Source organism: Achromobacter sp. DH1f (genome assembly GCF_000633435.1).
Classification (GTDB): Bacteria; Pseudomonadota; Gammaproteobacteria; order Burkholderiales; family Burkholderiaceae_B; genus Achromobacter; species Achromobacter deleyi.
The window spans coordinates 84,310-108,413 of sequence record NZ_AYMF01000011.1 but is presented as its reverse complement, the minus strand read 5'-3'; the positions used below and the strand labels follow the sequence as shown (position 1 = coordinate 108,413).

Below are 24,104 nucleotides of genomic sequence, written 5' to 3'. Positions count from 1 at the left end.
TGCCATAATGTGACGGTGATCAATGGCTGTCGCGCAGATGTGGCGCGGTGAGCGCTTTGTGGAGGGATATCGATGCGTCAATTACTGATGGGCCTGGCCTGGATGATGGCCTCGGCCGTGCCGGCCTGGGCCGCTCCGGATGCAGCGGAGCAGGCGCAATTTGAATCGTTCGTGGTGGCGGCGGGTGCGTCCAACGGCGCCGCCCGGGCTTGCGGGGCGTCTGAACCGGACCTGGCGCAGCACGAGGCAACGTCCCGCAAGAACCTTGAGCGCTATGCCAAGGAATATGGGTTTTCTGCTTCGGGGTACGACGGGCTTTATCAGAAGGGGCTTTCTGATGGGACGACGATGATGGAAGAAATGAAGCGCTCGGGGGTGGATGGTTGCCGGGGGGTGCTCGGCAGCTTTCAGAATGAGCGGGTGATTTCCTATGAGGATATGAAGGCGGCTCTGGCTGAGGTCAGCGATGGGTTGCCGGGGGAGAGTGCTGAGAAGTAGGTTTCTGGTGGCGGCTAAAGAGTTATTGCTGGCGTCGGGCTGATTTCTTATGCCGCCCGGAGCGCCGGGGGCAGGCGGTGGGCGGGGCTACGATTGCGGTCCGGAGCCTTCGCTCCGGACTGCCCCGTTGTCATCCTCGTACGCCTTCGGCTCCCTACGGATTCCCTCGGGCGCATCTACACGCCCCGCCCACCGCCTGCCCCCGACGCTCCGGGCTCCGTTGTCTCGGGTTTGGGTACTGCTCAAACACGAGGCAGGCTTCATGGATCGCAGTCTTTATGCCGGCTGATGGGATCAGCGCGGTATTGAAGGCTGGCTTTCTTTCCAACTGAGTGGACCTTCGCCGCGCCCTTGCTGAGCCGCCACAGCACCTTCGCGCGCAATCCCCCGCAATCGCGAAGCGCCAGCGTCACGACGCAGCACGATGCGTAAGCCGGGGCCGGCTGCCCGCGCAGCCGGTTTCGGCGGGCGACGCAAACCTCGCCCCTCCCCTCCGGCCTGGCGGCCTCACATGAGCCGCTACTGCCAGCCCCTGGTGGCGGGGTTGCTCGGGGGGCGCAACCTCGATGCGCCCGAGGGAATCCGTAGGGAGCCGAAGGCGTACGAGGATGACGCAGGGGCAGTCCGGAGCGAAGGCTCCGGACCGCAATCGTGGGCGCGCCCCCCGAGCAACCCCGCCACCAGGGGCGACCTACGAAGCACACATCCAAGCATTAAACCAACCTAGACCCCCAGTCCGTTCTGCTTGAACCAATCCAGCATTCTTTGCCACGCCTGTTCGGCCTCCGCCTTTCGGTAACTTGGCCGGTAGTCGGCGTGGAAGGCGTGCGGGGCTTCGGGGTAGACGTCGATGCGCGAGGCCTTGGCGGCGGCCGGTCCCTTGGCGAGTTCGATGCGCATCTTGTCGACGTCGGTCAGGGGGATGCCGGCGTCCTTGCCGCCGTAGGCGCCCAGGACGGGGGCCTTGAGGTCGTTGACCTGGCTCAGGACGGACTTGGGTTTGAGGTCGCTGGGTTCGCCGCCCAGTTGGCCGTAGAAGGCGGCGCCGGCTTTGAGTTTGGGGTTGTGGGCGGCGTAGAGCCAGACTTGGCGGCCGCCCCAGCAGAAGCCGACGATGCCGAGCTTGTCGGCGCTGCCGCCGTTGGCGGCGGCCCAGGCGGTGGTGGCGTCCAGGTCGGCCTCGACTTGTTTGTCGGGGACCTTGCTGATGATCTCGGCTTGCAGCTTGGGGATTTCGGTGTACTTGGACGGGTCGCCCTGACGGGCGAAGAGTTCGGGGGCGATGGCCAGGTAGCCCAGGTGGGCCAGGCGGCGGCAGACGTCCTGGATGTATTCGTGGACGCCGAAGATTTCGGAGATGACCAGGACGGTGGGCAGGTTTTTCTTGCCGGCGGGCGCGGCGCGGTAGGCCGGCATCTTGCCGTCGGTGGTGGGGATGTCGACCTTGCCGGCGGTGAGGCCGTTGGCGTCGGTGTGGATGGCGGTCTGGGCGACGGCGGGGCCGGCGGCCAGGGAGAAGCCGGCGGCGACGGTGGTGGCGATGAAGCCTCGCCGGTCCAGTCGCAGGGGCGGCAGCAGGCTGTCGAAATGGGCGTCCTGGTCTTTCATCATGAATCTCCGGGCAAAGGGCGGGCTGCCGGACGCCAGTTTGCTTGACTGGGCGTCGCGGCGGACCGCCGGGTTCACTTCAGGGAGAAGTCCACGCGCGAGGGCTGGCCCTCGTCCTTGATGCCATCGGCGTTCAGTTGCGGGGCAACGATGAACACGCGATCCGCGAGTCCTTCCTGGGCTTGCAGCTTTTCATAGACCGCTTGCGCGCGGGCGTCGGCCAGTTGGCGCAACTGTTCGTCGCCGACCTGGGCCACGCCGCGCAACATCTCCTCCATTTCTGCCGGCGGCACGGACTTGGCCATGCCGATGAAATTGCGGGGCTTGTCCTTGATGTCGGTGTCGTCGTAGACCTTTTCGAGGTATTTGGCGCGTTCGGCGCCGGAGACCTCGACGCCGGCGGGGTCGGGCTTCTTGCCGCGGGGGGCGACGTCGCGGGCCTTGGCGGCGCGGATCTTGGCATCGACCCAGGCTTGGCGCAGGCCTTCCATGTCGGTCTTGGGGTCGGCGCGGCCGCTCAGGTCCATCTTGAGCGCGGGGCGGTCGGCCAGAGCCTTGGTGAGCGTTTCGATACGCTGCAGCGAGTCTTCGGTGAGCGCGGCGCTGCCCGGGGCAAATTCGACGTAGGACAGTTCTTCGCCGCCGCCAAAGGCGGATGCGAGCAGGCTGAAGGGCGAGGTGACGGCCTTGACGACAAGGTTGAGCAGCACGCGCACGACGATGCCGCCGACGGAGAATTCGGGATCGTCCAGCGAACCGGAGATGGGCAGGTTGATGTCGATGTTGCCGCGCGAGTCCTTGAGCAGGGCCACGGCCAGCAGCACGGGAAGCTTGGTGGCGTCGGGGCTGTTGGTCTTGTCGCCGAAGGTGAGCTGGTTCAGTACCACGTGGTTGGTGGCGAGCAGCGCGCGGTCCTTGATCTTGTATTCCAGGTCGACGGACAGTTTGCCGCGCTTGATGGGGTAGCCGACGTATTTGGCCGAATAGGTGTTGAAGCGCGGCAGGTCCACGCCCTTGGCCGAGGCCTTCAGGTCCAGCGACAGGAACTTGGCAAAGGGCTGCACGATGCCGCTGATGGACAGGGGCGCGGTGGTGTAGACGCGGCCGGTGACCTTGACCTTGGCGGGCTGCGGGTTGGTGGACGAGACGGCGGTGATGGAACCGTCGATGCTGGACAGTTCGGCGACGTAGTTGGGTTTGACGAAGCGGTCGGTGAAGGTCATGCGGCCGCGCGACAGGGTGACGCTGTTGAGCGAGATGTCGGGCATGCCGCCGCCCTTGGCGCTGGGCGCGGCGGCGGCCGCCGGGGCGGGCGGCGCGGCGTTGCGGCCGGGGGTCTGGGTGTCCTGGGTGATGGAGCCGCCGGCCTGGCCGGGCGCGGCGACGAGGTCCATGACGTTCAGGCGGCCCTGGGCGTTGAGCAGGATGCGGCCATAGAAGTCGTCGAGCGCGATGTCGCCCAGGGCGGCGCCGATCTTGTCGCCGGCCACCGAGATGTTCATGCCCGAGAAGGCCAGGCGTTTCCAGTTCAGGAAGTCGTCTTTGTTGACGCGGTCCTGCAGGTCGACGTCGGTGATGTCGACGCCGCCTTTCCAGCCGGCCTTCATGGGGGCGTTGCCGGCGGCAGCGGCGAATTCGGCGTCGCCCTTGGCGGCCAGGGTGATGGCGCGCACGGTGGCGTTCAGGCTGGAGGCGGCGTAGGGCGCGAAGGACGCGACGTTCAGGCCGGCCAGGTCGACCGAGGTCTTGACGGTGAGCGGCTGCGGGGTGAAGACGCCCTTGAGGTCGAGCTTGCCGTCGCCCTGGATACCAGCGGCGGCCAGGGTGAAGTTGCTTTGGCCGGGGCCCATGGCCAGGCGGTCGGCGGTGACGGCCAGTTTTTGCAGGGCGATGTCCAGCGGCGGGTTCAGGGTTTCGTCGCGGGCCTTGAATTGGGCCAGTTCGGCGCGCACGCCGGTGGCGGACGCGTCGATGGCGCCGTTCTTGTCCAGGACGTGCACCTGGGCGGTAAGGCCGAGGCGGCCGTCCAGCAGTTGCACGGGCGAGAGGCTGCGGACGGCGGGGGCGAACGGCGCCAGGGCGACGTTGCCCAGCCGGACCGACAGTTCGAGCGACAGGGGTTGCAGCACCAGCGGCCCCTTGGCGCGGATCCAGCCGCCATCGGTGCTGTTGTCCACGGTGAGCCACAGGTTGATGGGCTGGTCCTTGACCTGCGGCAGCGCCACGCCTTCGACGGTGACGGCCAGGCCAGTCATCGTGTAATCGAGCTTGCTGATGGCGTCGGTGACGTAGAGCTCGCCTTCGTGGATGTTGAAGGCGTCGAGCGTGACCTTCCATTCGGCAGGCGCGGCGGGGGTGGCCGGGGTGCCGTCGGGGGCGGGAGCGGCGCCTGCGGCGGGGGCAGATGCCGTGGCCGCGGCGGGGACACCGCCCGGTGCAGCCGCTGGCTTGCCGGAGGCTGCGGTAGCGGCAGGCGTTCCGGCAGCGGGCGTTGCCTGGCCGGGCGACGCGGCGGTCGGCGCGGTGGAGGCGCTGGCGGCGGGCGTAGCGGCTGGGGGTACGGCGCCCTTCCCGGCTTCTGCCGCGGGAGGGGCGGCGGGTGCCGCGGCTACCTTGGCGGGGGCTTGCTTGGCGGCATCGAGCTTGGCGGCGGCGGGCTTGGCCGCCGGGGCCGGGCCGCCCAGCGCCTTGAGCTTGTCGACCACGTCCTGCCAGTTCAGGTGCTGGTTGCTGTAGCGGCGCGCATAGACCTGCGGGGCCCACAGGCCGACGTCGCCGACGTAGACCTGGCGGGCGATGGGTTCGAGTTCGAGGCGGCTGACAGTCAGGGCGCTCCAGGCGGCGAGGCTTTCGCCGGCCGTGTCGCGCAGGTCGAACTGGCGCAGGCCCAGGTCGCCGACGACGCGGATCTTGGGCGGGGCGTCCTTGGGCTGTTCGAAGACGACCTGCAGGTTGGAGTCGAGCAGCGCGCGTTCCAGCTTGAAGGGCAGCGGCATGGGCCAGACGTCGGCCCATTTTTCGAGTTGCAGGCCGGTGAAGGCCACCCGCAGGGTCGATGACGGAACCTTGTCGAAGGGCCGCGCCACGCCGGTCAGGTCGAACGGGCTGCCGTTGATGCGCAGGTGCAGCCGGGGCTGCACGTCGATGTCGGTGGCGTAGCCGAAGGTGGAGATGAACGGCACGCCCACGGCCAGTTCGTCGATGACCTGCTTGCGGCCGGTGACCTTGTCGTCCAGCGTGACGACGCCGCCTTCGATCACCATGTTGTTCAGGGAGAAGCGCGGCGGGCCCTCGTCGGGCTTGGGCGGTTCGTCGGGCTTGGCGGCGGTCATCTCGGCCACGCGCTGCTGGATGTCGGAGAAATTGAAGCGGGTGACGTCTTCGCGCACGATCGAGACGGTGGGCGCGCGCAGGGTGAAGCGGTCGACCACGGGGGCGAACCAGAACAGCGAGGACCAGGCGGCGCTGACGTCCAGTTCGGCAGCGGTGAGCAGCGGCGTCTGCGAGCCGGGCTGGGCCACGGCGAGATCGCGCGCGCGCACGGTCAGGGTGAAGGGATTGAAGGTGATCTTGCCGACGGAGACGTCGCGGCCGATCATCTTGCCCACGTCCTGAGTCAGGACGTTATGCAGGACCTTGGGCACCTGCCATGCTGCAACGCCGCACAGGATCAGCGCCACGGCCACGACGCCCAAGAGAATCTTGCCTAAGCGGCGGGTGAACCGGAACTTGGGCATCCGCAAGGGCATTGCGCGTCTCCTGATACGAATTGAAGGCCATTATCGCGTCCTTCGAGCAAATGTGGGGTGCTTTTTGCGGCCCATCCCGAAAAGCAAAATGCCCCCTCAGGGGCATGAAAACATAAGGTTCTTTTATTCTTCAGCAAGGCCGGGCCGATAAACCCTCGTTATCATAGGCGTATCAATGGCCCCGCCACGGCCTGCCGGGGCCAGGCTTTTCAATCATTAACAATTCTCGGTCCCGATTCCCATGTCCACGCCCACCCCCACCTTGAGCCACCTGGATGAAGCCGGCCAGGTCCGTATGGTCGATGTGATCGCCAAGACGGACAGCGAGCGCGTGGCCGTCGCCGCCGCCAGCGTCCGCATGAACGAGGTGGCCTATGGCCTGTTGACGCAGCCGGGCCGCGGCAAGGGCGAGGTGCTGAACACCGCGCGCGTGGCCGCCATCCTGGCCGCCAAGCGCTGCGCCGAACTGATTCCCCTGTGCCACAGCCTGCCGCTGTCGTTCGTGGGGGTGGAATTCTCGCTGGACGACGCCGCGCACCGCATCGACATCCAGGCGACCTGCCGCACCAGCTACAAGACCGGTGTCGAAATGGAAGCCATGACGGCCTGCAGCGTGGCCGCGCTGACCATCTACGATATGTGCAAGGCGGCGGACAAGGGCATCGTGATCGAACAGGTACGCCTGAAGTACAAGGCGGGAGGAAAAAGCGGTGAATGGCGCAACGATTGATCTTCTGTATTTCGCCCGCGTGGCCGAACTGGTCGGCAAGCGGGCCGAAGCCTGGCCGCTGGACGGCGAATCCACCGGGGCGCAGCTGCTGGCCGCGCTGGGCGCACGCTATCCGCAGCTGGAACCGGCCTCGCGGCTGAAGCTGGCCATCAACCAGACCCACGCCAAGCCGTCGGCGACGATACGCGCGGGCGACGAGGTGGCGGTGTTCGAACCCGTCACCGGAGGCTGAGCGCCATGGTCATCGTGCAGGAAGCCGATTTCGACGCGGCCGCGCTGACGGCGGCCCTGCGCGCCAGCGCCGGCCCGGGCGTGGGCGGCATCGTCACGTTCGTGGGCTATGTGCGCGACTACGCGCCGGACACCCCCACCGACACGCTGTACCTGGAACACTACCCCGGCATGTGCGAGTGCGAGCTCGAAGACATCGCCGCCACGGCGCGCGCGCGCTGGCAGCTGGACGGCACCGTGATCGTGCACCGGGTGGGCGCCTTGACCCGCAACGCGCAGATCGTGTTCGTGGCCGCCGCCAGCGCCCACCGCGGCGATGCCTTCCGCGGCTGCGAATTCATCATCGACGCGCTCAAGACCCGCGCGCCCTTCTGGAAGCGCGAGACGCTGGCCGGCGGCGACAGCTTCTGGGTCGAACAGCGCCAATCCGACCAGGACCGCACGCAGTCCTGGGATGCCGACACCCCGCCCCCCAAGGAGACCGCATGAACGACGCCACCCCCGTCTCGCTGGCCTGCGCCGTGCTGACGATCAGCGACACCCGCAGCGCCGGTGACGACACGTCCGGCAACCTGCTGGCGCACAGCCTGGCGCAGGCCGGCCACCAATGCGTGCGGCGCGACATCGTCCGAGACGATATCTACCTGATCCGGCGTGTCATCAGCGACTGGATCGCCGACCCCGAGGTGCAGGTCATCCTGACCACCGGCGGCACGGGCTTTTCGCACCGCGACCACGTGCCCCAGGCCATCACCCCGCTGCTGGACCGCGAGATTCCTGGCTTTGGCGAACTGTTCCGCCAGCTTTCCTACACCGAGATCGGCAGCTCGACCATCCAGTCGCGCGCCTTTGCCGGGTCGGCCAACCAGACGCTGCTGTTCTGCCTGCCGGGGTCCAACAACGCCTGCGAAACGGCCTGGACCCAGATCATCCGCGAGCAGCTGGACAACAGCCATCGCCCCTGCAATTTCGCCACGCATCTTCAACACCGCGAACAAGACCACTGACCCCATGCTGGATTTCGATCAAGCCCAGACCCTGCTGGCCAATGCGGCCGTCCCGCTCGCCCGCCGCGAGCATGCCAGCCTGGCCGACGCCCCCGGGCGCGTGCTGGCTGCCGACCTGGACGCCACGGTGGACATTCCGCCGGCCGACAACAGCGCCATGGACGGCTACGCGGTGCGCCTGGCCGACTGGCAGCCGGGCGCCCGCCTGCCCATCCAGCAGCGCTGCTATGCCGGCGACACGCCCGAGCCGCTCAAGCCCGGCCACGCCATCCGCCTGTTCACGGGCAGCCTGGTGCCCGCGGGCGCCGACACGGTGGTGATGCAGGAAGACACGCACGAAGCCGATAACCAGGTGGAAATCACGCGCGAACCGCGCCTGGGCCAGCACATTCGCCTGCGTGGCGAAGACACGCTGGCCGGCGCCCCGCTGCTGGCCGCCGGCACCCCCTTGCAGGCCGCCCACATTGCCCTGCTGGCCTCGCAGGGCCTGGCCAGCGTGCCGGTGGTGGGCCGCCTGAAGGTCGGCATCCTGACGACCGGCGACGAACTGGTGCCGCCGGGCGGTGCGCGCGAGCCGGCGCAGATCTACAACTCCAACGGCCCGATGCTGGCCGCGCTGGTGCGCGGCATGGGCGCGGACCCTGCCCTGGTGCTGCACGCCCGCGACACCGAAGCCGACCTGCTGGCCGCCTTCAAGACTTTGCTGGCCGAATGCGACCTGGTGCTGAGCGTGGGCGGCGTGTCGGTGGGCGAGCGCGATCTGGTCAAGCCGGCGCTGGCCGCGCTGGGCGGCGAGCTATCGCTGTGGAAGGTGCGCATGAAGCCGGGCAAGCCGGTGGCGCTGGCACAGATCGACGGCAAGCCGGTGGTGAGCCTGCCGGGCAATCCGGTGTCGGCCTACGCCGTGTTCACACTGCTGGTGTCGCCGCTGGTGCGGCGCATGCAGGGCCGCGAGGAATTGTTCCCGCCGGTCAGCCGGTTGCCGCTGCGCACCGAGCATCCGCGCCAGGATGCGCGCGAGGAATTCCTGCGCGTGCAGCGCCGCACGGGCGACGACGGCAACGCCGAACTGGTGCCTTACGGCCACCAAGGGTCTGGGGTGATCAGTTCATTGCCCTGGGCCACGGGTCTGGCGCGTCTGCCGGCCGACGTGCCGGTGCAGGACCGCGACCGCGTGCCCTACTACGACCTGCGTCACTGGCTGGCGTAGCGTTCGGCGGCGGCCAGGTCGTCGGGCGTATTCAGGTTCATGAACGCGTCCGGCGCATCGTCGAAGGCGGCGGCCACGCCGCCCGCCTGCGACTGCCACAGGCCGACCTTGCGTTCCCCACTCGCCAGGTAATCGCGCAGCGCCGGCAATAAGGCCGGGCGCACGGCCATGCAGGCCGGATGGCGCCGGCCGCCGGCCACGGCATAGGCCAGCGGCGCGCCGGCCGCTTGCGCCACGGCGATCAGGCGGGCCGCCAGATCGCCGGGCAGGAAAGGCGTATCGCAAGGCACGGTCACCAACCAATCACACGCAGCGGCCGCGGCCAGCCCGGCGGCAAGGCCGGCCAGCGGCCCTTGCCAGGCGCCCAGCGCGTCGGTGTCGTCCGCCACGACGCGGCCATAGCGGGCATAGACCTCGGCATTGCGGTTGGCGCTGATGATCAACGTACCCACTTGCGGCGCCAGGCGCTGCGCCACGTGGGCCACCAGCGGCTCGCCGCGCAGTACCGCCAGGCCTTTGTCGCGGCCATCCATACGCGAGCCCTGGCCGCCGGCCAGGATCAGGCCGGCGATGCGCTGCGGAGTCAAGCCAGAGGCGGGATCAGCCACCGATGTAGCTCATTTCGACTTTGCGGGCCGGGTCAGCCATGTGGCGGCCGCGCTGTTCAGAATAGTTGTCGCCGCGGCCAGCCCAGATGCCCGTGAGGATGGCGGCCAGTTCGTCGTCGCTGGCGCCGTCGCGCAGCGGCGCGCGCAGGTCGTAGCCCTGGTGCGCGAACAGGCACAAAAAGAGTTTGCCTTCCGGCGACAGGCGCGCGCGCGTACAGCCGCCACAGAACGCATGGGACACACTGGAGATGACGCCGATCTCGCCGCCGCCATCCAGGTAGCGCCAACGCTCGGCGACACGGCCCATGTCGTCGGCGGCCACCGGCGCCAGCGGATAGACCGCGCCGATGCGCGCCAGCACTTCCTGGCTGGGCACGACTTCGGTGAGGTTCCAGCCGTTGGTGTTGCCGACGTCCATGTATTCGATGAAGCGCAGGATGTGGCCGCTGTGGCGGAACCGTTCGGCCATGGGCAGGATCTGGGCGTCGTTCAGGCCGCGCCGCACCACCATGTTGACCTTGACGGGGGCCAGGCCCGCGCGGGCGGCGGCATCGATGCCGCGCAGCACGTCGTCGGGCGTGAAGCCGCTGTCGCTCATGTCCTGGAACATGGCGGCGTCCAGCGCGTCCAGGCTGACGGTGACGCGGGTCAGGCCCGCGGCTTTCAGGTCGGCGGCCTTGCGTTCGAGCACGCTGCCGTTGGTGGTCAGGGTCAGTTCCAGCCGCTGGCCGGCGGGCGTACGCACGTCGGCCAGCAGGCCCACCAGGTTTTCCAGGTGCTTGCGCAGCAGGGGCTCGCCGCCGGTCAGGCGGATCTTTTCGACGCCCAGGCGGGTGAACACGCCGGCCAGGCGCGCGATTTCCTCGAACGACAGCAGGTCGGAATGCCGCATGAAGGTGTAGTCGGCATCGAAGACCTCGCGCGGCATGCAGTAGGTACAGCGGAAGTTGCAGCGATCGGTGACCGAGATGCGCAGGTCGCGCAGCGGCCGCGCGCGCAGGTCGAGCGCGGGCTGGCCCGGCGCGGGGGGCGCGACGGGGGCCGGCAGGTCGTTGCGGCGATCAGCAAGAAGGATCACTTTGCTCATGGAATCATCATAGCCCGGTGCGCTCAGGCAAAGGCCTCGTCCAGGGTTTGCAGCTGGCCGGTATGGCTGGCGTCGTAGCCCACCAGCTGGCCCACGTAGCCGACGTAGTCGGGGCTGCGCATGAGGGTCAGCAGATCCTGCATGGCGGGCGTATCGAGCGAGGTCTTGCGGATGGCGAAGAAGTAGCGTTCGCGCACCAGCGGAATGAAGTCCAGGCCGAAGCGGCAGGCGGCGGTTTCCACGCCCACGCCGGTGTCGGCCATGCCGCTGGCGATGTGGGCGGCAATGGCCATATGGGTGAATTCGTTGGTTTCGTAGCCCTGCACCTCGCTGATCGACACGCCCGCGCGTTGCAGCATCAGGCCCACCAGGTAGCGGGTGCTGGAGCCGATCTGGCGGTTGACGAAGCGTACGTCCTGGCGTGCCAGGTCGGCCATGCCACGGATGCGCTTGGGGTTGCCGGCGATGACGAACAGGCCCGTGTTGCGCACCGCCAGGTGGATCAGCAGGTATTCGTCGGCATGCAGCCACTGGGCGTAGCGTTCCATGATGGGCGCCTCGAAGTCGCCCAGCGGCACCTGGAAGCCGGCCAGATCGCATTCGTGGCGTTCCAGCGAGGCCAGGGCCTCGATGGCCGTGCGATAGCGCAATTCCAGCCCCGGCTTGCGCGTGCCCATGTGTTCCATCAGCGATTCCACGGCAAAGCCATGGCTGGCGTGCAGCCGCAGGTGGGGGCCGTTTTCGGGCAGCAGCCGCGCCAGTTCTTCCTGCAACTCGGACGCCATGCTGTCCAGGGTGGGCATCAGTCGCGCCTCGATGCGGCGGTTGGCCCACAACAGGCGCTGCGCGAACGGCGACAGCTGCGTGCCCTGGCGCCGGTTGGTGATCAGCAGCTGGGTGCCGAAGATGCCTTCGAAACGGCGCAGCACGCCCCAGGCGTGGCGGTACGACAACCCGCAGGCGCGACAGGCGCCGGCGATGTTGCCGGTGGCGTCGATGGCGGCCAAGAGCGCCAGCATGTCCTGCAAGGGCACGGGCGCCGCGTCGTCTCCGCCCAGGGTCCATTGGGGCCGCAGGCCGATCTTATATGTCATTTATTTCTTATTGAACGGGTTTAATTACCTGTTTAGAGTACACAAATAACGCGGCGCATGGGTCATTAATATGTTTTTTAAAGCACATTAAACCTCTGGACGCCGCCCCACGATAAAACCCCTGCAATGGGGTCCAGCACACAACTGGAGGAGACCGCCATGCGTCAGCGCGAGGCAAAATCCGATCTGGCGTCCAGCGGGGGCGCCCGAGGCGGCCCGTTGGCCCTTGATGCCGCCCAGGCATCGGCCAGCCCGTCCATCGCCGCCACGGCCCGCATCCTGGCCCAGCTGAAAGACCAGCCCGGCCCGCTGTTGCCGGTGCTGCATGCCGTGCAGCACGAATTGGGCTGTATTCCGGCCGAGGCGGTGCAGACCATCGCCGAGGCCCTGAACCTGTCCCGCGCCGAAGTGTATGGCGTCATTACCTTCTACCCCCACTTTCGCAGCGAGCCGGCCGGGCGCCACACGCTGGAAGTGTGCCGCGCCGAAGCCTGTCAGGCCATGGGCGGCGAACACCTGGCCGCCCACGCGCGCCAGGCGCTGGGCTGTGATTTCCACGCCAGCACGCACGACGGCGATTTCACGCTGGAGCCGGTGTATTGCCTGGGCCTGTGCGCCCAGTCGCCTGCGGTGATGATCGACGGCCAGCCGCATGCCCGGGTCACGCCCGACAAGCTGGACCGGCTGCTGCGCCGCACGCGGGAGGCCGGCCAATGACCGCCCCCATCACGATCTACGTGCCGCGCGACGCCGCGGCGCTGGCCATGGATGCCGACGCCGTGGCCCAGGCCATCGAGCAGGCGGCCGATGAACGCGGCCTGGCCGTGCAGGTGATACGTAACGGTTCGCGCGGGCTGCTGTGGCTGGAACCGCTGGTGGAAATCGCCACGCCCGAAGGGCGCCTGGCCTATGGCCCGGTACAGCCCGAAGACGTGCCCACCCTGTTCGAAGCCGGCTGGCTGACCGGCGGTGAACATCCGCTGCGCCTGGGCCTGACCGAGGAAATCCCCTACCTGAAGCACCAGGAACGGCTGACGTTCGCCCGGGTCGGCGTGATCGACCCGCTGTCGCTGCAGGACTACGCCGCGCACGGCGGGCTGCAAGGATTGAAACGCGCGCTGGCCATGGAACCGGCTGCCATCGTCGACGAAATGGTGGCATCGGGCCTGCGCGGCCGCGGCGGCGCGGCGTTTCCCACGGGGATCAAATGGAAGACGGTGCTGGGCTCGCCCGCCGACCGCAAGTACATCGTCTGCAATGCCGACGAGGGCGACTCGGGCACCTTTGCCGACCGCCTGCTGATGGAAGGCGACCCCTATGTGCTGATCGAGGGCATGACCATCGCCGGCCTGGCGGTGGGCGCCACCTACGGCTACATCTACGTGCGGTCCGAATACCCACACGCGATCGCCACGCTGGAAGCCGCCATCGAGCGGGCCCGCAGCGTGGGCTGGCTGGGCGATGACGTGCACGGCAGCGGCCGCCGCTTCGACCTGGAAGTGCGCAAGGGCGCAGGCGCCTACATCTGCGGCGAAGAAACCTCGCTGCTGGAAAGCCTGGAAGGCAAGCGCGGCGTGGTGCGCGCCAAGCCGCCGCTGCCCGCGATCTCGGGCCTGTTCGGCAAGCCTACGGTCATCAACAACGTGATCTCGCTGGCCACGGTGCCGATCATCCTGGCCAAGGGCGCGGCCTATTACCGCGACTATGGCGTGGGCCGTTCGCACGGCACGCTGCCGTTCCAGCTGGCCGGCAACCTCAAGCAAGGCGGGCTGGTGGAAAAGGCCTTCGGGCTGAGCCTGCGCGACCTGCTGTATGACTTTGGCGGCGGCAGCGCGTCCGGCCGCCCCTTGCGCGCGGTGCAGGTCGGCGGCCCCTTGGGCGCCTACCTGCCGCAGTCGCAATGGGATGTACCGCTGGACTACGAGGCCTACGTGCAGATCTCGGCCATGATCGGCCACGGCGGCCTGGTGGCGTTCGACGACACGGTCGACATGGCGCGCATGGCGCGCTACGCGATGGAGTTCTGCGCCATCGAGTCCTGTGGCAAGTGCACGCCCTGCCGCATCGGCTCGACCCGCGGCGTGGAAACCATCGACAGGATTTCGGCCGGCGGCCCCGACCGCGCGCAGCAGGTGCATCTGCTGCGCGACCTGTGCGACACGATGCTGGGCGGATCGCTCTGCGCGCTGGGGGGCATGGCGCCCTACCCCGTGCTGTCGGCGCTGAACCACTTCCCGCAGGACTTCGGCATCGATACCCCTCAGCCCGCCGTTCACCCGGCCTGACCCCGAGACCGCCATGCTAGAAACCGTCATCAAGCGCGACCGCGATCTGGGCACCCCGGCGCGGGTGTCCGAGCAGACCGTCACCCTGACCATCGATGGCCAGGAAATCACCGTGGCCGAAGGCACCTCGCTGATGCGCGCGGCTGCCGAGGCCGGCATCAACATTCCCAAGCTGTGCGCCACCGACAGCCTGGAGCCCTTCGGGTCCTGCCGGCTGTGCCTGGTGCAGATCGAAGGGCGCCGCGGCTATCCCGCGTCGTGCACCACGCCGGCCGAGAACGGCATGGTGGTGTACACCGAAACGCCCAAGCTGCACGACCTGCGGCGCGGCGTGATGGAGCTGTACATTTCCGACCACCCGCTGGACTGCCTGACCTGTCCGGCCAACGGCGACTGCGAACTGCAGGACATGGCCGGCGTGGTGGGCCTGCGCAACGTGCGCTACGGCTACGACGGCGCCAACCATTTGAAGAGCGAAAAGGACGAGTCCAATCCGTACTTCACCTACGACGCGTCCAAGTGCATCGTCTGCAACCGCTGCGTGCGCGCCTGCGAGGAAACCCAGGGCACCTTCGCGCTGACGATCTCGGGCAAGGGCTTTGCCTCGCGCGTGTCGCCGGGCCAGGACCAGCCTTTCCTGGAAAGCGAATGCGTGTCCTGCGGCGCCTGCGTGCAGGCCTGTCCCACGTCCACCCTGCAGGAAAAGACCGTCATCATGATGGGCCAGGCCGAGCATTCGGTCGTGACCACCTGCGCCTACTGCGGCGTGGGCTGCGGCTTCAAGGCCGAGATGAAGGGCCAGGAAGTGGTGCGCATGGTGCCCTGGAAAGACGGCCAGGCCAACCGCGGCCACTCGTGCGTGAAGGGGCGCTTTGCCTGGGGCTACGCCACGCACAAGGAACGCGTGCTCAAGCCCATGATCCGCAAGCACATCACCGATTCCTGGAAGGAAGTGTCCTGGGACGAGGCGATCAACTATGCCGCGTCGGAATTTCGCCGCATCCAGGGCGAATTCGGCCGTGACGCGGTGGGCGGCATCACGTCGTCGCGCTGCACCAACGAAGAAACCTGGCTGGTGCAGAAGCTGGTACGCGCCGCCTTCGGCACCAACAACGTCGACACCTGCGCGCGGGTCTGCCATTCGCCCACCGGCTACGGCCTGAAGCAGACGCTGGGCGAATCGGCCGGCACGCAGACGTTCGATTCGGTCATGCATACCGACGTGGTGATCGTGATGGGCGCCAACCCGTCCAGCGGCCACCCCGTGTTCGCCTCGCGCCTGAAGCGTCGGCTGCGCCAGGGCGCGCGCCTGATCGTGATCGACCCGCGCCGCATCGAACTGGTGAGTTCACCCCACATCAAGGCCGACTTCCACCTGCAGGTGCGTCCGGGCACCAATACCGCGCTGCTGTCGTCGCTGGCCCACGTGATCGCCACCGAAGGCCTGATCGACGAGGCCTTCGTGGCCGAACGCTGCGAAACCAAGGCATTCAATGAGTGGCGCGATTTCGTGTCGCTGCCCGAGAATTCGCCCGAAGCCATGGCCGAGATCACCGGCGTGCCGGCGCAGGCCGTGCGCGGCGCGGCGCGGCTGTTCGCCACCGGCGGCAACGGCTCGATCTATTACGGCCTGGGCGTGACCGAACACAGCCAGGGGTCCACCACCGTGATGGCGATCGCCAACCTGGCCATGGCCACGGGCAACGTCGGCCGCGAAGGCGTGGGCGTGAATCCGCTGCGCGGCCAGAACAACGTGCAGGGTTCGTGCGACATGGGTTCGTTCCCGCACGAACTGCCCGGCTACCGCCACATTTCCGACAACGTCGTGCGGGCGCAATTCGAGGCGGACTGGGGCGTGACCTTGCAGCCCGAACCCGGCCTGCGCATTCCGAACATGTTCGAGGCCGCGCTGGGCGGCTCGTTCAAGGGCCTGTACTGCCAGGGCGAGGACATCGTGCAGTCCGACCCGAACACACAGCACGTGGCGGCGGCGCTGGCGGCGATGGAATGCATCGTGGTGCAGGACCTGTTCCTGAACGAAACCGCCAAGTACGCGCACGTGTTCCTGCCCGGCTCGTCGTTCCTGGAAAAGGACGGCACCTTCACCAACGCCGAACGCCGCATTTCGCGGGTGCGCAAGGTGATGGAACCGAAGAACGGCAAGTCGGACTGGGAAGTGACGGTGGCGCTGTCCAACGCGCTGGGCTACCCCATGAACTACCGCCATCCGCGCGAGATCATGGAAGAGATCGCGCGCCTGACGCCGACCTTCAGCGGCGTCAGCTACGAAAAACTGGACAAGCTGGGCAGCCTGCAGTGGCCGTGCAATGACGATGCGCCGGAAGGCACGCCGATCATGCACATCGATGCCTTCGTGCGCGGCAAGGGCAAGTTCATGATCACCAAGTACGTGCCCACCGACGAGCGCAGCACGCGCCGCTTCCCGCTGCTCTTGACCACTGGGCGCATCCTGTCGCAATACAACGTGGGCGCGCAGACCCGCCGCACGCCCAACGTGATGTGGCACAGCGAAGACGTGCTGGAAATCCACCCGCAGGACGCGGAAGACCGCGGCGTGAAGGACGGCGACTGGGTCGGCGTGCAAAGCCGCGCGGGCGAAACGGTGCTGCGTGCGACGCTGACCGACCGGGTGCAGCCGGGCGTGGTATACACCACGTTCCACTTCCCCGAGTCCGGCGCCAACGTCGTCACGACCGACAACTCCGACTGGGCCACCAACTGCCCCGAATACAAGGTCACCGCGGTGCAGCTGACGCGGGTATCCCAGCCTTCGGAATGGCAGCGGCAATGGTCGCGTTTCGCGGACATCCAGCAAAAGCTGCTGCGTGAACGTTCGCGCGAAAGCGAAGCCGCGCTGACGGGGAAATAACCCCGATCGCCCCGGAACCGCCATGGACCCACGCCCCTCTTCCCCGTCCGACCGCCTCGATAGCGTGGCGGCCCAGGTGACCCGTGTACGGGCCGGCGCCATCGTGGCCGGCGCCCAGGCCGATCACCTGGCCGAGGAAACGCCGGTGGCGCTGGAGTTCAACGGCATCAGCCACGCCACCATGCTGGCCACGCCGGCCGACCTGGAAGACTTCGCGGTGGGCTTTTCCTTGTCGGAAGGCATCATCGACAGCGTGGCCGACGTGCGCGGCATCGACGTGCTGCCGCAATGCGACGGCATCGTGGTGCAGGTGGAAATCTCCAGCGCCTGCGAAGCGCGGCTGAAGTCGCGCCGCCGCGCCATGGCCGGGCGCACCGGCTGCGGCCTGTGCGGCGTGGAAACGCTGCCCGAGGTGTTGCGGCCCGTGGACCCCGTGCCGGCCGGCGCGCCGCTGGCCATCGGCGCGGTGCTGCGGGCCATGGGCGCCATGCGCGCGCGCCAGGCGCTGCACGACCTGACCGGCGCCACCCACGCCGCCGGCTGGGCGGACGCCGACGGCACGGTCGCGCTGGTGCGCGAAGACGTGGGCCGCCACAACGCGCTGGACAAGCTGGTTGGCGCCCTGGCGCGCCAGACCATGCAGGCCGGCGGCGGCATGGTGCTGGTGTCCAGCCGCGCCAGTTTTGAAATGGTGCAGAAAACGGCTTCTGCCGGCGTTGGCGTGCTGGCGGCGGTATCGGCCCCCACCGCGCTGGCCGTGCGGCTGGCGGATAGCGCCGGCATCGCGCTGCTGGGCTTTCTGCGCGGCGCAGACGCCACCCTGTATTCCCACCCCGAACGCATCACCTCCTAGACCGGACGCGACACACGCATGGAAATCGGCAACCTGATCCGCATGGCCAACCGCATCGGCCAATTCTTCGAAGCCATGCCCGTGCGGCCGGAAGCGCTGGAAGGCGTGGCCAACCATATCCACAAGTTCTGGGAGCCCCGCATGCGCAACGAGCTGCTGGACTTCCTGGCCCGGCAGCCCGATGGCGATGCCGGCGAACAGCAGTTGCATCCGCTGGTGCTGGAGGCGGTCATGCAGAACCGCCAGCGCCTGACGCCGCTTGCCCGGGTGTCGTAGACCGGGCAGGCGCCGCCGCAGCACGCTTTACCGCAGCAAAGGGTTCACAACAAGCGCGGGACTGGATTTTCCGGTCTGACGCGCGCTATAAAGCCGCACCCCGAGGAGACCTCATGGAAAGCACTGCAACACTGGATCTGCCTGGCTCAAAGCCCGGCATTCTGGACAAAGAACGCACCATCGCCGGGCCGGGCTTTTCCCGCTGGCTGGTGCCCCCGGCCGCCCTGGCCATCCACCTGTGCATCGGGATGGCCTATGGCTTTTCGGTGTTCTGGCTGCCCTTGTCCAAGGCGATCGGCGGCGCCCAGCCGCTGGCCTGCCCGGCCGACATGAGCCTGGCGGCCGAGCTGTTCACCACCAGCTGCGACTGGCGGATCTCGACCATGGGGTGGATGTACACCCTGTTCTTCGTGCTGCTGGGCTGTTCCGCGGCGCTGTGGGGCGGCTGGCTGGAACGCGCCGGTCCGCGCAAGGCGGGCGTGGTGTCGGCGGTGTGCTGGTGCGGCGGCCTGGTCATTTCGGCCTTCGGGGTCTACCTGCACCAGATGTGGATGCTGTGGCTGGGGTCCGGCGTCATTGGCGGCATCGGCCTGGGGCTGGGCTATATCTCGCCGGTCAGCACGCTGATCAAGTGGTTCCCCGACCGCCGCGGCATGGCGACCGGCATGGCCATCATGGGCTTTGGCGGCGGCGCCATGATCGGCGCGCCGCTGGCCGACCTGCTGATGCGCTACTTCGCCACGCCCACCTCGGTCGGCGTCTGGCAGACCTTCCTGACCATGGCGGTGGTGTATTTCGTCTTCATGATGTCCGGCGCGATGGGCTACCGCGTGCCGCCCACCGGCTGGAAGCCCGAGGGCTGGACGGCGCCCGCCAAGCAGGCCAACAACGCCATGATCACCAAGGGCCACGTCCATGTGAAGCGGGTCTGGGGCGTGCCGCAGTTCTGGCTGGTGTGGCTGGTGCTGTGCCTGAACGTGACCGCCGGCATCGGCATCCTGGGCATGGCTTCGCCGCTGCTGCAGGAAGTGTTCGGCGGCGGCCTGATCAACAAGCCTGAACTGGGCTATGGCCAGCTCGACAAGAGCCAGCTGGCGGCCATTGCCGCCATCGCCGCGGGCTTTACCGGCCTGCTCAGCCTGTTCAACATCGGCGGCCGCTTCTTCTGGGCCAGCCTGTCGGACAAGCTGGGCCGCAAGCTGACCTACCTGATCTTCTTCGTGCTGGGCTTCGTGCTGTACGCCGCCATTCCCTGGACGGCGCACATGGGCGCGCTGGCGCTGTTCGTGGCCGCCTTCTGCGTGATCCTGTCGATGTACGGCGGCGGCTTCGCCACGGTGCCCGCCTACCTGGCGGACCTGTTCGGCACCCAGATGGTGGGCGCCATCCACGGCCGCCTGCTGACGGCCTGGTCGGCGGCGGGCATCTTCGGCCCGGTGCTGGTGAACTACATCCGCGAATACCAGCTGTCCATCGGCGTGCCGCGGGCGCAGGTGTATGACATCACCATGTACATCCTGGCGGGCATGCTGGTGCTGGGTTTCCTGTGCAACCTGGCGATTCGCCCGGTGAACCCCAAGTACTTCATGACCGACGAGGAACTGGCCCGCGAAAAGGCCCTGGCGCATGAACGCGCCGCGGCGGCCGAGACCCACGGGTCGGGCACGTCCACCTTCCGCACGCCGCTGGCGCTGGTGCTGTTTGCCTGGGCCTGCGTGGGCATTCCGCTGGCGTGGGGCGTCTGGATCACGCTGCAAAAGGCCGTGGTGCTGTTCCACTGACCCCGTTTGCCCGGGCGGCGCCGCGCGCGCCCGCCCGTCCCCAGGGCGCGAAGCTGCTACATTGGCAGCCGCGCCCTTTCTTTTTTCTCTATTCCCCCGTTCCCCTCCCCCATGACCTGCCTGCCCAAGAAGCCCCTTATTGCTGGAGCGCCACGTTGACCCTGCCTGAACTGAGCTGGACGGAAGGCGACGCCCCCGACCAGACCACGCACACCGCCCGCTGGCGCTCGGAAACCGGCGCCACGCCCCCCAAGCGGGTGGTGCTGGCCGACGACCGCACCACCGCGGACATGGCCTACCGCCAGGCCTGCGAAGGCGTGGGCCTGCTCTGGCGCGGCGACTTCCAGAACGCGCGCCTCTTGCTGCAGGCCATGACCCGGCGGGTGGACAAGCGTCCGCGCAAGCCGGTCGAGACCTTGCTGGAAGCCTTCAACCAGCATCGCCAGATCCAGTCGCAGCGCGCCCGCATCCTGGGCATGCTGCTGATTCCGTTCGACGCCGGCCACGGCATTTCGCTGCGCCGCGCGCCCGATGCCCGGCAGGCCTGCGAAGAAGCCCACGGCCCGGCCGACGAGCCCTATGTGGCGTCGCTGCGCGAATTGCTGGGGTTGATCGGCGCCTTTGAATGGCGCAAGAAAGGCGTGGAGATTCCCGCGCTGAACAACCGCATCCACCCGCACTACGGCGTGTTCTCGCCGCTGCGCGGCGAATACGTGGACCTGGTCGCCAACACCCCGATGCCGCGCGGCAGCGTGGCCTTCGATATCGGCACCGGCACCGGCGTGCTGGCGGCCGTGCTGGCCCGCCGCGGCGGCAAGCGCGTCATCGCCACCGACATGGACCCGCGCGCCCTGGCTTGCGCCCGCGAAAACCTGGACCGGCTGGGCCTGTCCAAGCAGGTCGACGTGGAACAGGCCGACCTGTTCCCCGAAGGCCGGGTCTCGCTGATCGTCTGCAATCCGCCGTGGCTGCCGGCCCGGCCCAGCTCGCCGGTCGAGCATGCCGTGTACGACCCGGACAGCCGCATGCTACGCGGGTTTCTCAATGGCCTGGCGGCGCACCTGACGCCCAACGGCGAAGGCTGGCTGATCCTGTCGGACCTGGCCGAGCATCTGGGCCTGCGCACCCGCGAGCAATTGCTGGAAATGATCCAGCAGGCTGGCCTGCGGGTGGTCGAGCGCATCGATACGCGCCCGACGCATGCCCGTGCCAAGGACGCGAACGATCCGCTGTACGCGGCGCGCTCGAAGGAAGTGACGTCGCTGTGGCGCCTGGCGGCGGCCTGACGGCACGCGCCGTGATCCGCTGATCGGCAAACGGGCCGGGGAAGCTTCCCCGGCCTTTTTCATGCCCGCCCGGCGGCCACGTTCACGCTGATGGCGATGATGAAGACGTTGAAGAAGAAGGCGATGACGCTGTGCATCAGCGCCGTGCGCCGCAGCCGGCGGCTGACGATCTGCACGTCGGACACCTGGAAGGTCATGCCCAGCACCAGCGCGAAGTAGGCGAAGTCCCAGTAGTCCGGGTCTTCCTTGCCGGGGAAATCCAGGCCCTTGTGCATGCCGTTGCGGTGGCTGTAGTAGCCATGGGCATAGTGCAGGGCGAAGATCATGTTCATGTACAGCCACGACAGCACGATGCTGACGGCGGCGGCGATCAGGTCCGCCACGCCTTCGGCGCCGCCGGCGGCGCGCATTTCGGTCCAGAGCGCCAGCATCACCAGGCACGACAGCGCCACGCTGCTCCAGAGCACGCCGGTGCGGCCCACGTCGACCTGCTGGGCCCGTATCCGCATGGATTCGGGCGTGGCCTTGCCGAAGGCGGCGCCGGTAACCAAGAGGAACACCAGCGCGGCGACGTCAAAGCCCAGCAGGCCGGCGCGGCTGGGCGACATGCCGGCCAGGTAAAGGCCCGCGGCCACCGCGACGAACAGCAGGCCGCACAGCACCAGGCGCAGGTGCGCATGGAAGAACGGCAGGCGCGCGACCGCGGCGGGCGGCGCGTCGGCATCATGATCCTTGACCGGCAGCGACATGGGGGGGCTTCCTGACGTGGCAAGAGCCTCAACGCTAACCGATAGCCAGCAATCCCACCAGCGCGCCGCCGAACAGCAGCCACAGCGGATGAATGCGCGTGGCGCTGCCCAGCACCGCCACCACCGCGGTGATGGCGCCCAGCAGCCAGGAATGCACCGAGGCCTCGGTGATGAGCGCGGCGCTGGCGGCCACCAGCCCCACCGTCATGGGGAAGATGCCGGCCTGGATCACGCCGCGCCAGGGCCGGTCCTTGAAGCGTTCCCACAGGCCCAGGGCGATGACCGTGATGATGGACGACGGCCCGAACTTGGCAAGGGTGGTCACCAGCATGCCCATCCAGCCGGCCACGTGCCAGCCCACCAGGGTGACGACCATCAGGTTGGGGCCGGGCGCGGCCTGGCCCAGCGCGAACAGCGCCGAGAAGTCGGCGGCCGTCATCCAGCCGTGCACTTCGACGACCTGGCGCTGCATTTCCGGCAGGATGGTGTTGCCCCCGCCGAACGCCAGCACGGACAGCTGCGAAAAGATGATGGCCAGGGCGATCAGGGTCTGGATCATCGACGTTGCCTCCAGACCAGCAGGATGCTCAGCGGCGTCAGCACCGCCATGGTGGGCAGCAGCGGAATGCGCAGCACGGCGATGGCGATGAAGCAGGCCGTGGCGACCAGACCGGCCAGCCAGTCGCGGCGCTTGAGCACCGGCGTGCCGATCTTGACGGCCATGGAGATCAACAGGCCCGCCGCGGCGGCGGCCAGCCCGGCGAACAGGTGCTGGATGTGCGGATCGTTCTGGAAGCGGTCGTAGACCATGCCCAGCAGCACCACGATGGCCGAGGGCGCCAGGATCAGGCCCATCAGCGCGGCAAAGGCGCCGCGCGGGCCGCGGAATTTCATGCCCAGGGCGACCGACAGGTTGATGATGTTGCCGCCCGGCAGGAACTGGCACAGGCCCAGCAGGTCGGTGAATTCGGCGCCGCTCAGCCAGCGGTGCTTTTCCACCACCATGCGGCGCGCCAGGGGCAGCGCACCGCCGAAGGCCGTCAGGCCCAGCATGAGAAAGCCGTAGAACAGTTGCCCACAGGTGGGCGGGGGCCGCAGGGCGGCGTCAGGGGGAGTCGATGCTGCGTTCATGATCTTCTGGGTGAATAGACCGCAGACTACTCCCGCCCTCAGATAATGTCTAATATATGACTGGCTCAACATTCATATCGGTTTCATATGTCATCCGTCGACCTGCGGCTGTTGCGTTACTTCCTGGCGGTGGCCGAGGAATCCCACCTGACCCGTGCGGCCGCCCGCCTGGGCATCCGCCAGCCGCCGCTGAGCCAGCAGATCCGCGTGCTGGAAGAGGAGCTGGGCGTGACGCTGTTCCACCGCCTGCCGCGCGGCATGGAACTGACCGAGAGCGGCCGCGCGCTGCTGGCGGATGCGCGCAGCATCCTGGCGCTGGTGGACCAGGCGGTGGACGGCGTGCGGCGCGTGTCGCAGGGCGAGGCCGGGCGCCTGACCGTGGGCTTTACCGGGTCGGCGGCCTTCCACCCCTTCGTGCCGTCGGTGATCCGGCGCTTTCGCGAGATTGCGCCGCAGGTGCGGCTGGTGCTGGAAGAAAGCAGCACCGGCGAGCTGATGGAAGAGGTGCGCGACGGCCGGGTGGACGTGGCCTTCATTCGCGGCTCGCACGGCGTCGAGCGCGGCGTGGCGTTCGAGACCGTGCTGGAAGAAAGCATGCTGGCCGCCTTTCCGGCGGACCACCCCATGGTCAAGGGCCGCGCCCGCAAGCGCATCGCGCTGTCCGAGCTGGCCGAGGAATCCCTGATTCTCTATCGGCGCCACAGCGGCCCGGGCCTGTACGACGCCATCATCACGGCCTGCGGCGCGGCCGGCTTCAGCCCGCGCGTGGCGCAGGAAGCGCCGCGCATGCTGTCCACGCTGAGCCTGGTGGCGGCGGGCCTGGGCGTATCGCTGGTGCCGGCCTCGCTGCGGCGGGTCAACATCGAAGGGGTGGTGTACGTGAACGTCACCGGGCCGGTGGAACTGCGCGCGCCGCTGACGCTGATCTGGCGCGACGCGCCGCTGTCCGGCGCCATCCGCCGGCTGATCGAAGAGGTGCGGGCGCACCGCGAAACGCCCGAGGCCTGAGGCGGCGCTACACTTGCCGGCAC

Annotated in this window: 22 protein-coding genes; 14 read left to right on the top strand and 8 right to left on the bottom strand. The window is 68.1% G+C overall.

Annotation, left to right across the window (positions count from 1 at the left end):
• Positions 1 to 72 precede the first annotated feature (72 nt).
• Positions 73 to 498 (top strand): hypothetical protein, encoded by a 426-nt coding sequence (locus U858_RS0111455; protein ID WP_025137300.1) that lies wholly within the window; start codon positions 73 to 75, stop codon positions 496 to 498.
• Positions 499 to 1,221: 723 nt separating this feature from the next.
• Here the strand turns inward: U858_RS0111455 and U858_RS0111450 are convergent.
• Positions 1,222 to 2,106 (bottom strand): dienelactone hydrolase family protein, encoded by an 885-nt coding sequence (locus U858_RS0111450; protein ID WP_025137299.1) that lies wholly within the window; start codon positions 2,104 to 2,106, stop codon positions 1,222 to 1,224.
• 74 nt (positions 2,107 to 2,180) lie between these two features.
• Positions 2,181 to 5,855: a DUF748 domain-containing protein gene (locus tag U858_RS0111445; protein WP_025137298.1), complete on the bottom strand. Its 3,675-nt coding sequence runs from the start codon at positions 5,853 to 5,855 to the stop codon at positions 2,181 to 2,183.
• 241 nt (positions 5,856 to 6,096) lie between these two features.
• Between U858_RS0111445 and moaC the strand changes: the two genes are divergently transcribed.
• From moaC to glp, 5 genes are read left to right on the top strand one after another with little or no spacing between them, the layout of a single operon-like run.
• A complete protein-coding gene (gene moaC, locus U858_RS0111440; RefSeq protein WP_025137297.1) occupies positions 6,097 to 6,585 on the top strand; it encodes a cyclic pyranopterin monophosphate synthase MoaC in 489 nt (162 codons plus the stop codon).
• The gene (locus tag U858_RS0111435) at positions 6,566 to 6,817 is read left to right on the top strand and encodes a MoaD/ThiS family protein (RefSeq protein ID WP_025137296.1); all 252 of its coding nucleotides are present in this window, start codon (positions 6,566 to 6,568) and stop codon (positions 6,815 to 6,817) included. Before moaC ends, U858_RS0111435 begins: the two co-directional genes overlap by 20 nt.
• Before the next feature lie 5 nt (positions 6,818 to 6,822).
• A complete protein-coding gene (locus U858_RS0111430) occupies positions 6,823 to 7,305 on the top strand; it encodes a molybdenum cofactor biosynthesis protein MoaE (protein ID WP_029953748.1) in 483 nt (160 codons plus the stop codon).
• Positions 7,302 to 7,823 carry a molybdenum cofactor biosynthesis protein B gene (moaB, locus tag U858_RS0111425; protein ID WP_025137294.1) on the top strand — a complete coding sequence of 174 codons (522 nt, stop codon included), beginning with the start codon at positions 7,302 to 7,304 and terminating at the stop codon, positions 7,821 to 7,823. Before U858_RS0111430 ends, moaB begins: the two co-directional genes overlap by 4 nt.
• A gap of 4 nt (positions 7,824 to 7,827) precedes the next feature.
• Positions 7,828 to 9,033: a gephyrin-like molybdotransferase Glp gene (glp, locus tag U858_RS0111420; RefSeq protein WP_025137293.1), complete on the top strand. Its 1,206-nt coding sequence runs from the start codon at positions 7,828 to 7,830 to the stop codon at positions 9,031 to 9,033.
• On the opposite strand, the gene mobA is transcribed toward glp, so the two are convergent.
• Genes mobA through U858_RS0111405 form a run of 3 tightly spaced genes read right to left on the bottom strand, consistent with a single transcriptional unit; the run spans position 9,018 to position 11,822 of the window.
• The gene (gene mobA, locus U858_RS0111415; RefSeq protein ID WP_025137292.1) at positions 9,018 to 9,641 is read right to left on the bottom strand and encodes a molybdenum cofactor guanylyltransferase MobA; all 624 of its coding nucleotides are present in this window, start codon (positions 9,639 to 9,641) and stop codon (positions 9,018 to 9,020) included. The two genes, glp and mobA, sit on opposite strands and share 16 nt — an antisense overlap.
• Complete coding sequence (moaA, locus tag U858_RS0111410) at positions 9,634 to 10,728, bottom strand: GTP 3',8-cyclase MoaA (protein WP_025137291.1); 1,095 nt, start codon at positions 10,726 to 10,728, stop codon at positions 9,634 to 9,636. The genes mobA and moaA overlap by 8 nt, the downstream gene beginning before the upstream one ends.
• A gap of 23 nt (positions 10,729 to 10,751) precedes the next feature.
• The gene (locus U858_RS0111405; RefSeq protein ID WP_025137290.1) at positions 10,752 to 11,822 is read right to left on the bottom strand and encodes a substrate-binding domain-containing protein; all 1,071 of its coding nucleotides are present in this window, start codon (positions 11,820 to 11,822) and stop codon (positions 10,752 to 10,754) included.
• Positions 11,823 to 11,981: 159 nt separating this feature from the next.
• Here U858_RS0111405 and U858_RS0111400 point away from each other — a divergent pair, with 159 nt between their 5' ends.
• The 7 genes from U858_RS0111400 (at position 11,982) to U858_RS0111370 (ending at position 21,193) form a co-directional block, all read left to right on the top strand.
• On the top strand, positions 11,982 to 12,539 hold the full coding sequence (locus tag U858_RS0111400) for a formate dehydrogenase subunit gamma (protein WP_025137289.1): 558 nt from the start codon (positions 11,982 to 11,984) through the stop codon (positions 12,537 to 12,539).
• Positions 12,536 to 14,107: an NADH-quinone oxidoreductase subunit NuoF gene (locus U858_RS0111395; RefSeq protein ID WP_025137288.1), complete on the top strand. Its 1,572-nt coding sequence runs from the start codon at positions 12,536 to 12,538 to the stop codon at positions 14,105 to 14,107. The genes U858_RS0111400 and U858_RS0111395 overlap by 4 nt, the downstream gene beginning before the upstream one ends.
• Positions 14,108 to 14,120: 13 nt before the next feature.
• Positions 14,121 to 16,997: a formate dehydrogenase subunit alpha gene (gene fdhF / locus U858_RS0111390; protein ID WP_025137287.1), complete on the top strand. Its 2,877-nt coding sequence runs from the start codon at positions 14,121 to 14,123 to the stop codon at positions 16,995 to 16,997.
• A 22-nt stretch (positions 16,998 to 17,019) separates the two neighbouring features.
• The gene (gene fdhD / locus U858_RS0111385; RefSeq protein WP_025137286.1) at positions 17,020 to 17,850 is read left to right on the top strand and encodes a formate dehydrogenase accessory sulfurtransferase FdhD; all 831 of its coding nucleotides are present in this window, start codon (positions 17,020 to 17,022) and stop codon (positions 17,848 to 17,850) included.
• Between the two features lie 18 nt (positions 17,851 to 17,868).
• Positions 17,869 to 18,126: a formate dehydrogenase subunit delta gene (locus U858_RS0111380; RefSeq protein ID WP_025137285.1), complete on the top strand. Its 258-nt coding sequence runs from the start codon at positions 17,869 to 17,871 to the stop codon at positions 18,124 to 18,126.
• A gap of 113 nt (positions 18,127 to 18,239) precedes the next feature.
• Positions 18,240 to 19,907: an OFA family MFS transporter gene (locus U858_RS0111375; protein ID WP_025137284.1), complete on the top strand. Its 1,668-nt coding sequence runs from the start codon at positions 18,240 to 18,242 to the stop codon at positions 19,905 to 19,907.
• A gap of 155 nt (positions 19,908 to 20,062) precedes the next feature.
• Positions 20,063 to 21,193, top strand: coding sequence for a class I SAM-dependent methyltransferase (locus tag U858_RS0111370; protein ID WP_025137283.1), 1,131 nt, complete (start codon positions 20,063 to 20,065; stop codon positions 21,191 to 21,193).
• A 59-nt stretch (positions 21,194 to 21,252) separates the two neighbouring features.
• Here the strand turns inward: U858_RS0111370 and U858_RS0111365 are convergent, their stop codons facing one another.
• From U858_RS0111365 to U858_RS0111355, 3 genes are read right to left on the bottom strand one after another with little or no spacing between them, the layout of a single operon-like run.
• Positions 21,253 to 21,942: a DUF1345 domain-containing protein gene (locus U858_RS0111365; RefSeq protein WP_025137282.1), complete on the bottom strand. Its 690-nt coding sequence runs from the start codon at positions 21,940 to 21,942 to the stop codon at positions 21,253 to 21,255.
• Between the two features lie 34 nt (positions 21,943 to 21,976).
• Positions 21,977 to 22,501 (bottom strand): chromate transporter, encoded by a 525-nt coding sequence (locus tag U858_RS0111360; RefSeq protein ID WP_025137281.1) that lies wholly within the window; start codon positions 22,499 to 22,501, stop codon positions 21,977 to 21,979.
• Positions 22,498 to 23,073, bottom strand: a complete 576-nt coding sequence (locus U858_RS0111355) for a chromate transporter (protein WP_025137280.1) — start codon at positions 23,071 to 23,073, stop codon at positions 22,498 to 22,500. Before U858_RS0111355 ends, U858_RS0111360 begins: the two co-directional genes overlap by 4 nt.
• 87 nt (positions 23,074 to 23,160) lie before the next feature.
• Here U858_RS0111355 and U858_RS0111350 point away from each other — a divergent pair, with 87 nt between their 5' ends.
• Complete coding sequence (locus U858_RS0111350; RefSeq protein ID WP_025137279.1) at positions 23,161 to 24,081, top strand: LysR family transcriptional regulator; 921 nt, start codon at positions 23,161 to 23,163, stop codon at positions 24,079 to 24,081.
• The last annotated feature ends 23 nt before the right edge of the window (positions 24,082 to 24,104 follow it).

Bases quoted from the DNA above. Each gene is read 5' to 3' on its own strand.
- U858_RS0111405 (WP_025137290.1), bottom strand. From the start codon at position 11,822: ATGACATATAAGATCGGCCTGCGGCCCCAATGGACCCTGGGCGGAGAC.
- moaA (WP_025137291.1), bottom strand. From the start codon at position 10,728: ATGAGCAAAGTGATCCTTCTTGCTGATCGCCGCAACGACCTGCCGGCC.
- U858_RS0111455 (WP_025137300.1), top strand. From the start codon at position 73: ATGCGTCAATTACTGATGGGCCTGGCCTGGATGATGGCCTCGGCCGTG.
- U858_RS0111400 (WP_025137289.1), top strand. From the start codon at position 11,982: ATGCGTCAGCGCGAGGCAAAATCCGATCTGGCGTCCAGCGGGGGCGCC.
- fdhF (WP_025137287.1), top strand. From the start codon at position 14,121: ATGCTAGAAACCGTCATCAAGCGCGACCGCGATCTGGGCACCCCGGCG.
- glp (WP_025137293.1), top strand. From the start codon at position 7,828: ATGCTGGATTTCGATCAAGCCCAGACCCTGCTGGCCAATGCGGCCGTC.
- U858_RS0111355 (WP_025137280.1), bottom strand. From the start codon at position 23,073: ATGAACGCAGCATCGACTCCCCCTGACGCCGCCCTGCGGCCCCCGCCC.
- U858_RS0111360 (WP_025137281.1), bottom strand. From the start codon at position 22,501: ATGATCCAGACCCTGATCGCCCTGGCCATCATCTTTTCGCAGCTGTCC.
- U858_RS0111380 (WP_025137285.1), top strand. From the start codon at position 17,869: ATGGAAATCGGCAACCTGATCCGCATGGCCAACCGCATCGGCCAATTC.
- U858_RS0111445 (WP_025137298.1), bottom strand. From the start codon at position 5,855: ATGCCCTTGCGGATGCCCAAGTTCCGGTTCACCCGCCGCTTAGGCAAG.
- U858_RS0111395 (WP_025137288.1), top strand. From the start codon at position 12,536: ATGACCGCCCCCATCACGATCTACGTGCCGCGCGACGCCGCGGCGCTG.
- fdhD (WP_025137286.1), top strand. From the start codon at position 17,020: ATGGACCCACGCCCCTCTTCCCCGTCCGACCGCCTCGATAGCGTGGCG.
- U858_RS0111450 (WP_025137299.1), bottom strand. From the start codon at position 2,106: ATGAAAGACCAGGACGCCCATTTCGACAGCCTGCTGCCGCCCCTGCGA.
- U858_RS0111350 (WP_025137279.1), top strand. From the start codon at position 23,161: ATGTCATCCGTCGACCTGCGGCTGTTGCGTTACTTCCTGGCGGTGGCC.
- U858_RS0111375 (WP_025137284.1), top strand. From the start codon at position 18,240: ATGGAAAGCACTGCAACACTGGATCTGCCTGGCTCAAAGCCCGGCATT.
- U858_RS0111430 (WP_029953748.1), top strand. From the start codon at position 6,823: ATGGTCATCGTGCAGGAAGCCGATTTCGACGCGGCCGCGCTGACGGCG.
- moaB (WP_025137294.1), top strand. From the start codon at position 7,302: ATGAACGACGCCACCCCCGTCTCGCTGGCCTGCGCCGTGCTGACGATC.
- moaC (WP_025137297.1), top strand. From the start codon at position 6,097: ATGTCCACGCCCACCCCCACCTTGAGCCACCTGGATGAAGCCGGCCAG.
- U858_RS0111365 (WP_025137282.1), bottom strand. From the start codon at position 21,942: ATGTCGCTGCCGGTCAAGGATCATGATGCCGACGCGCCGCCCGCCGCG.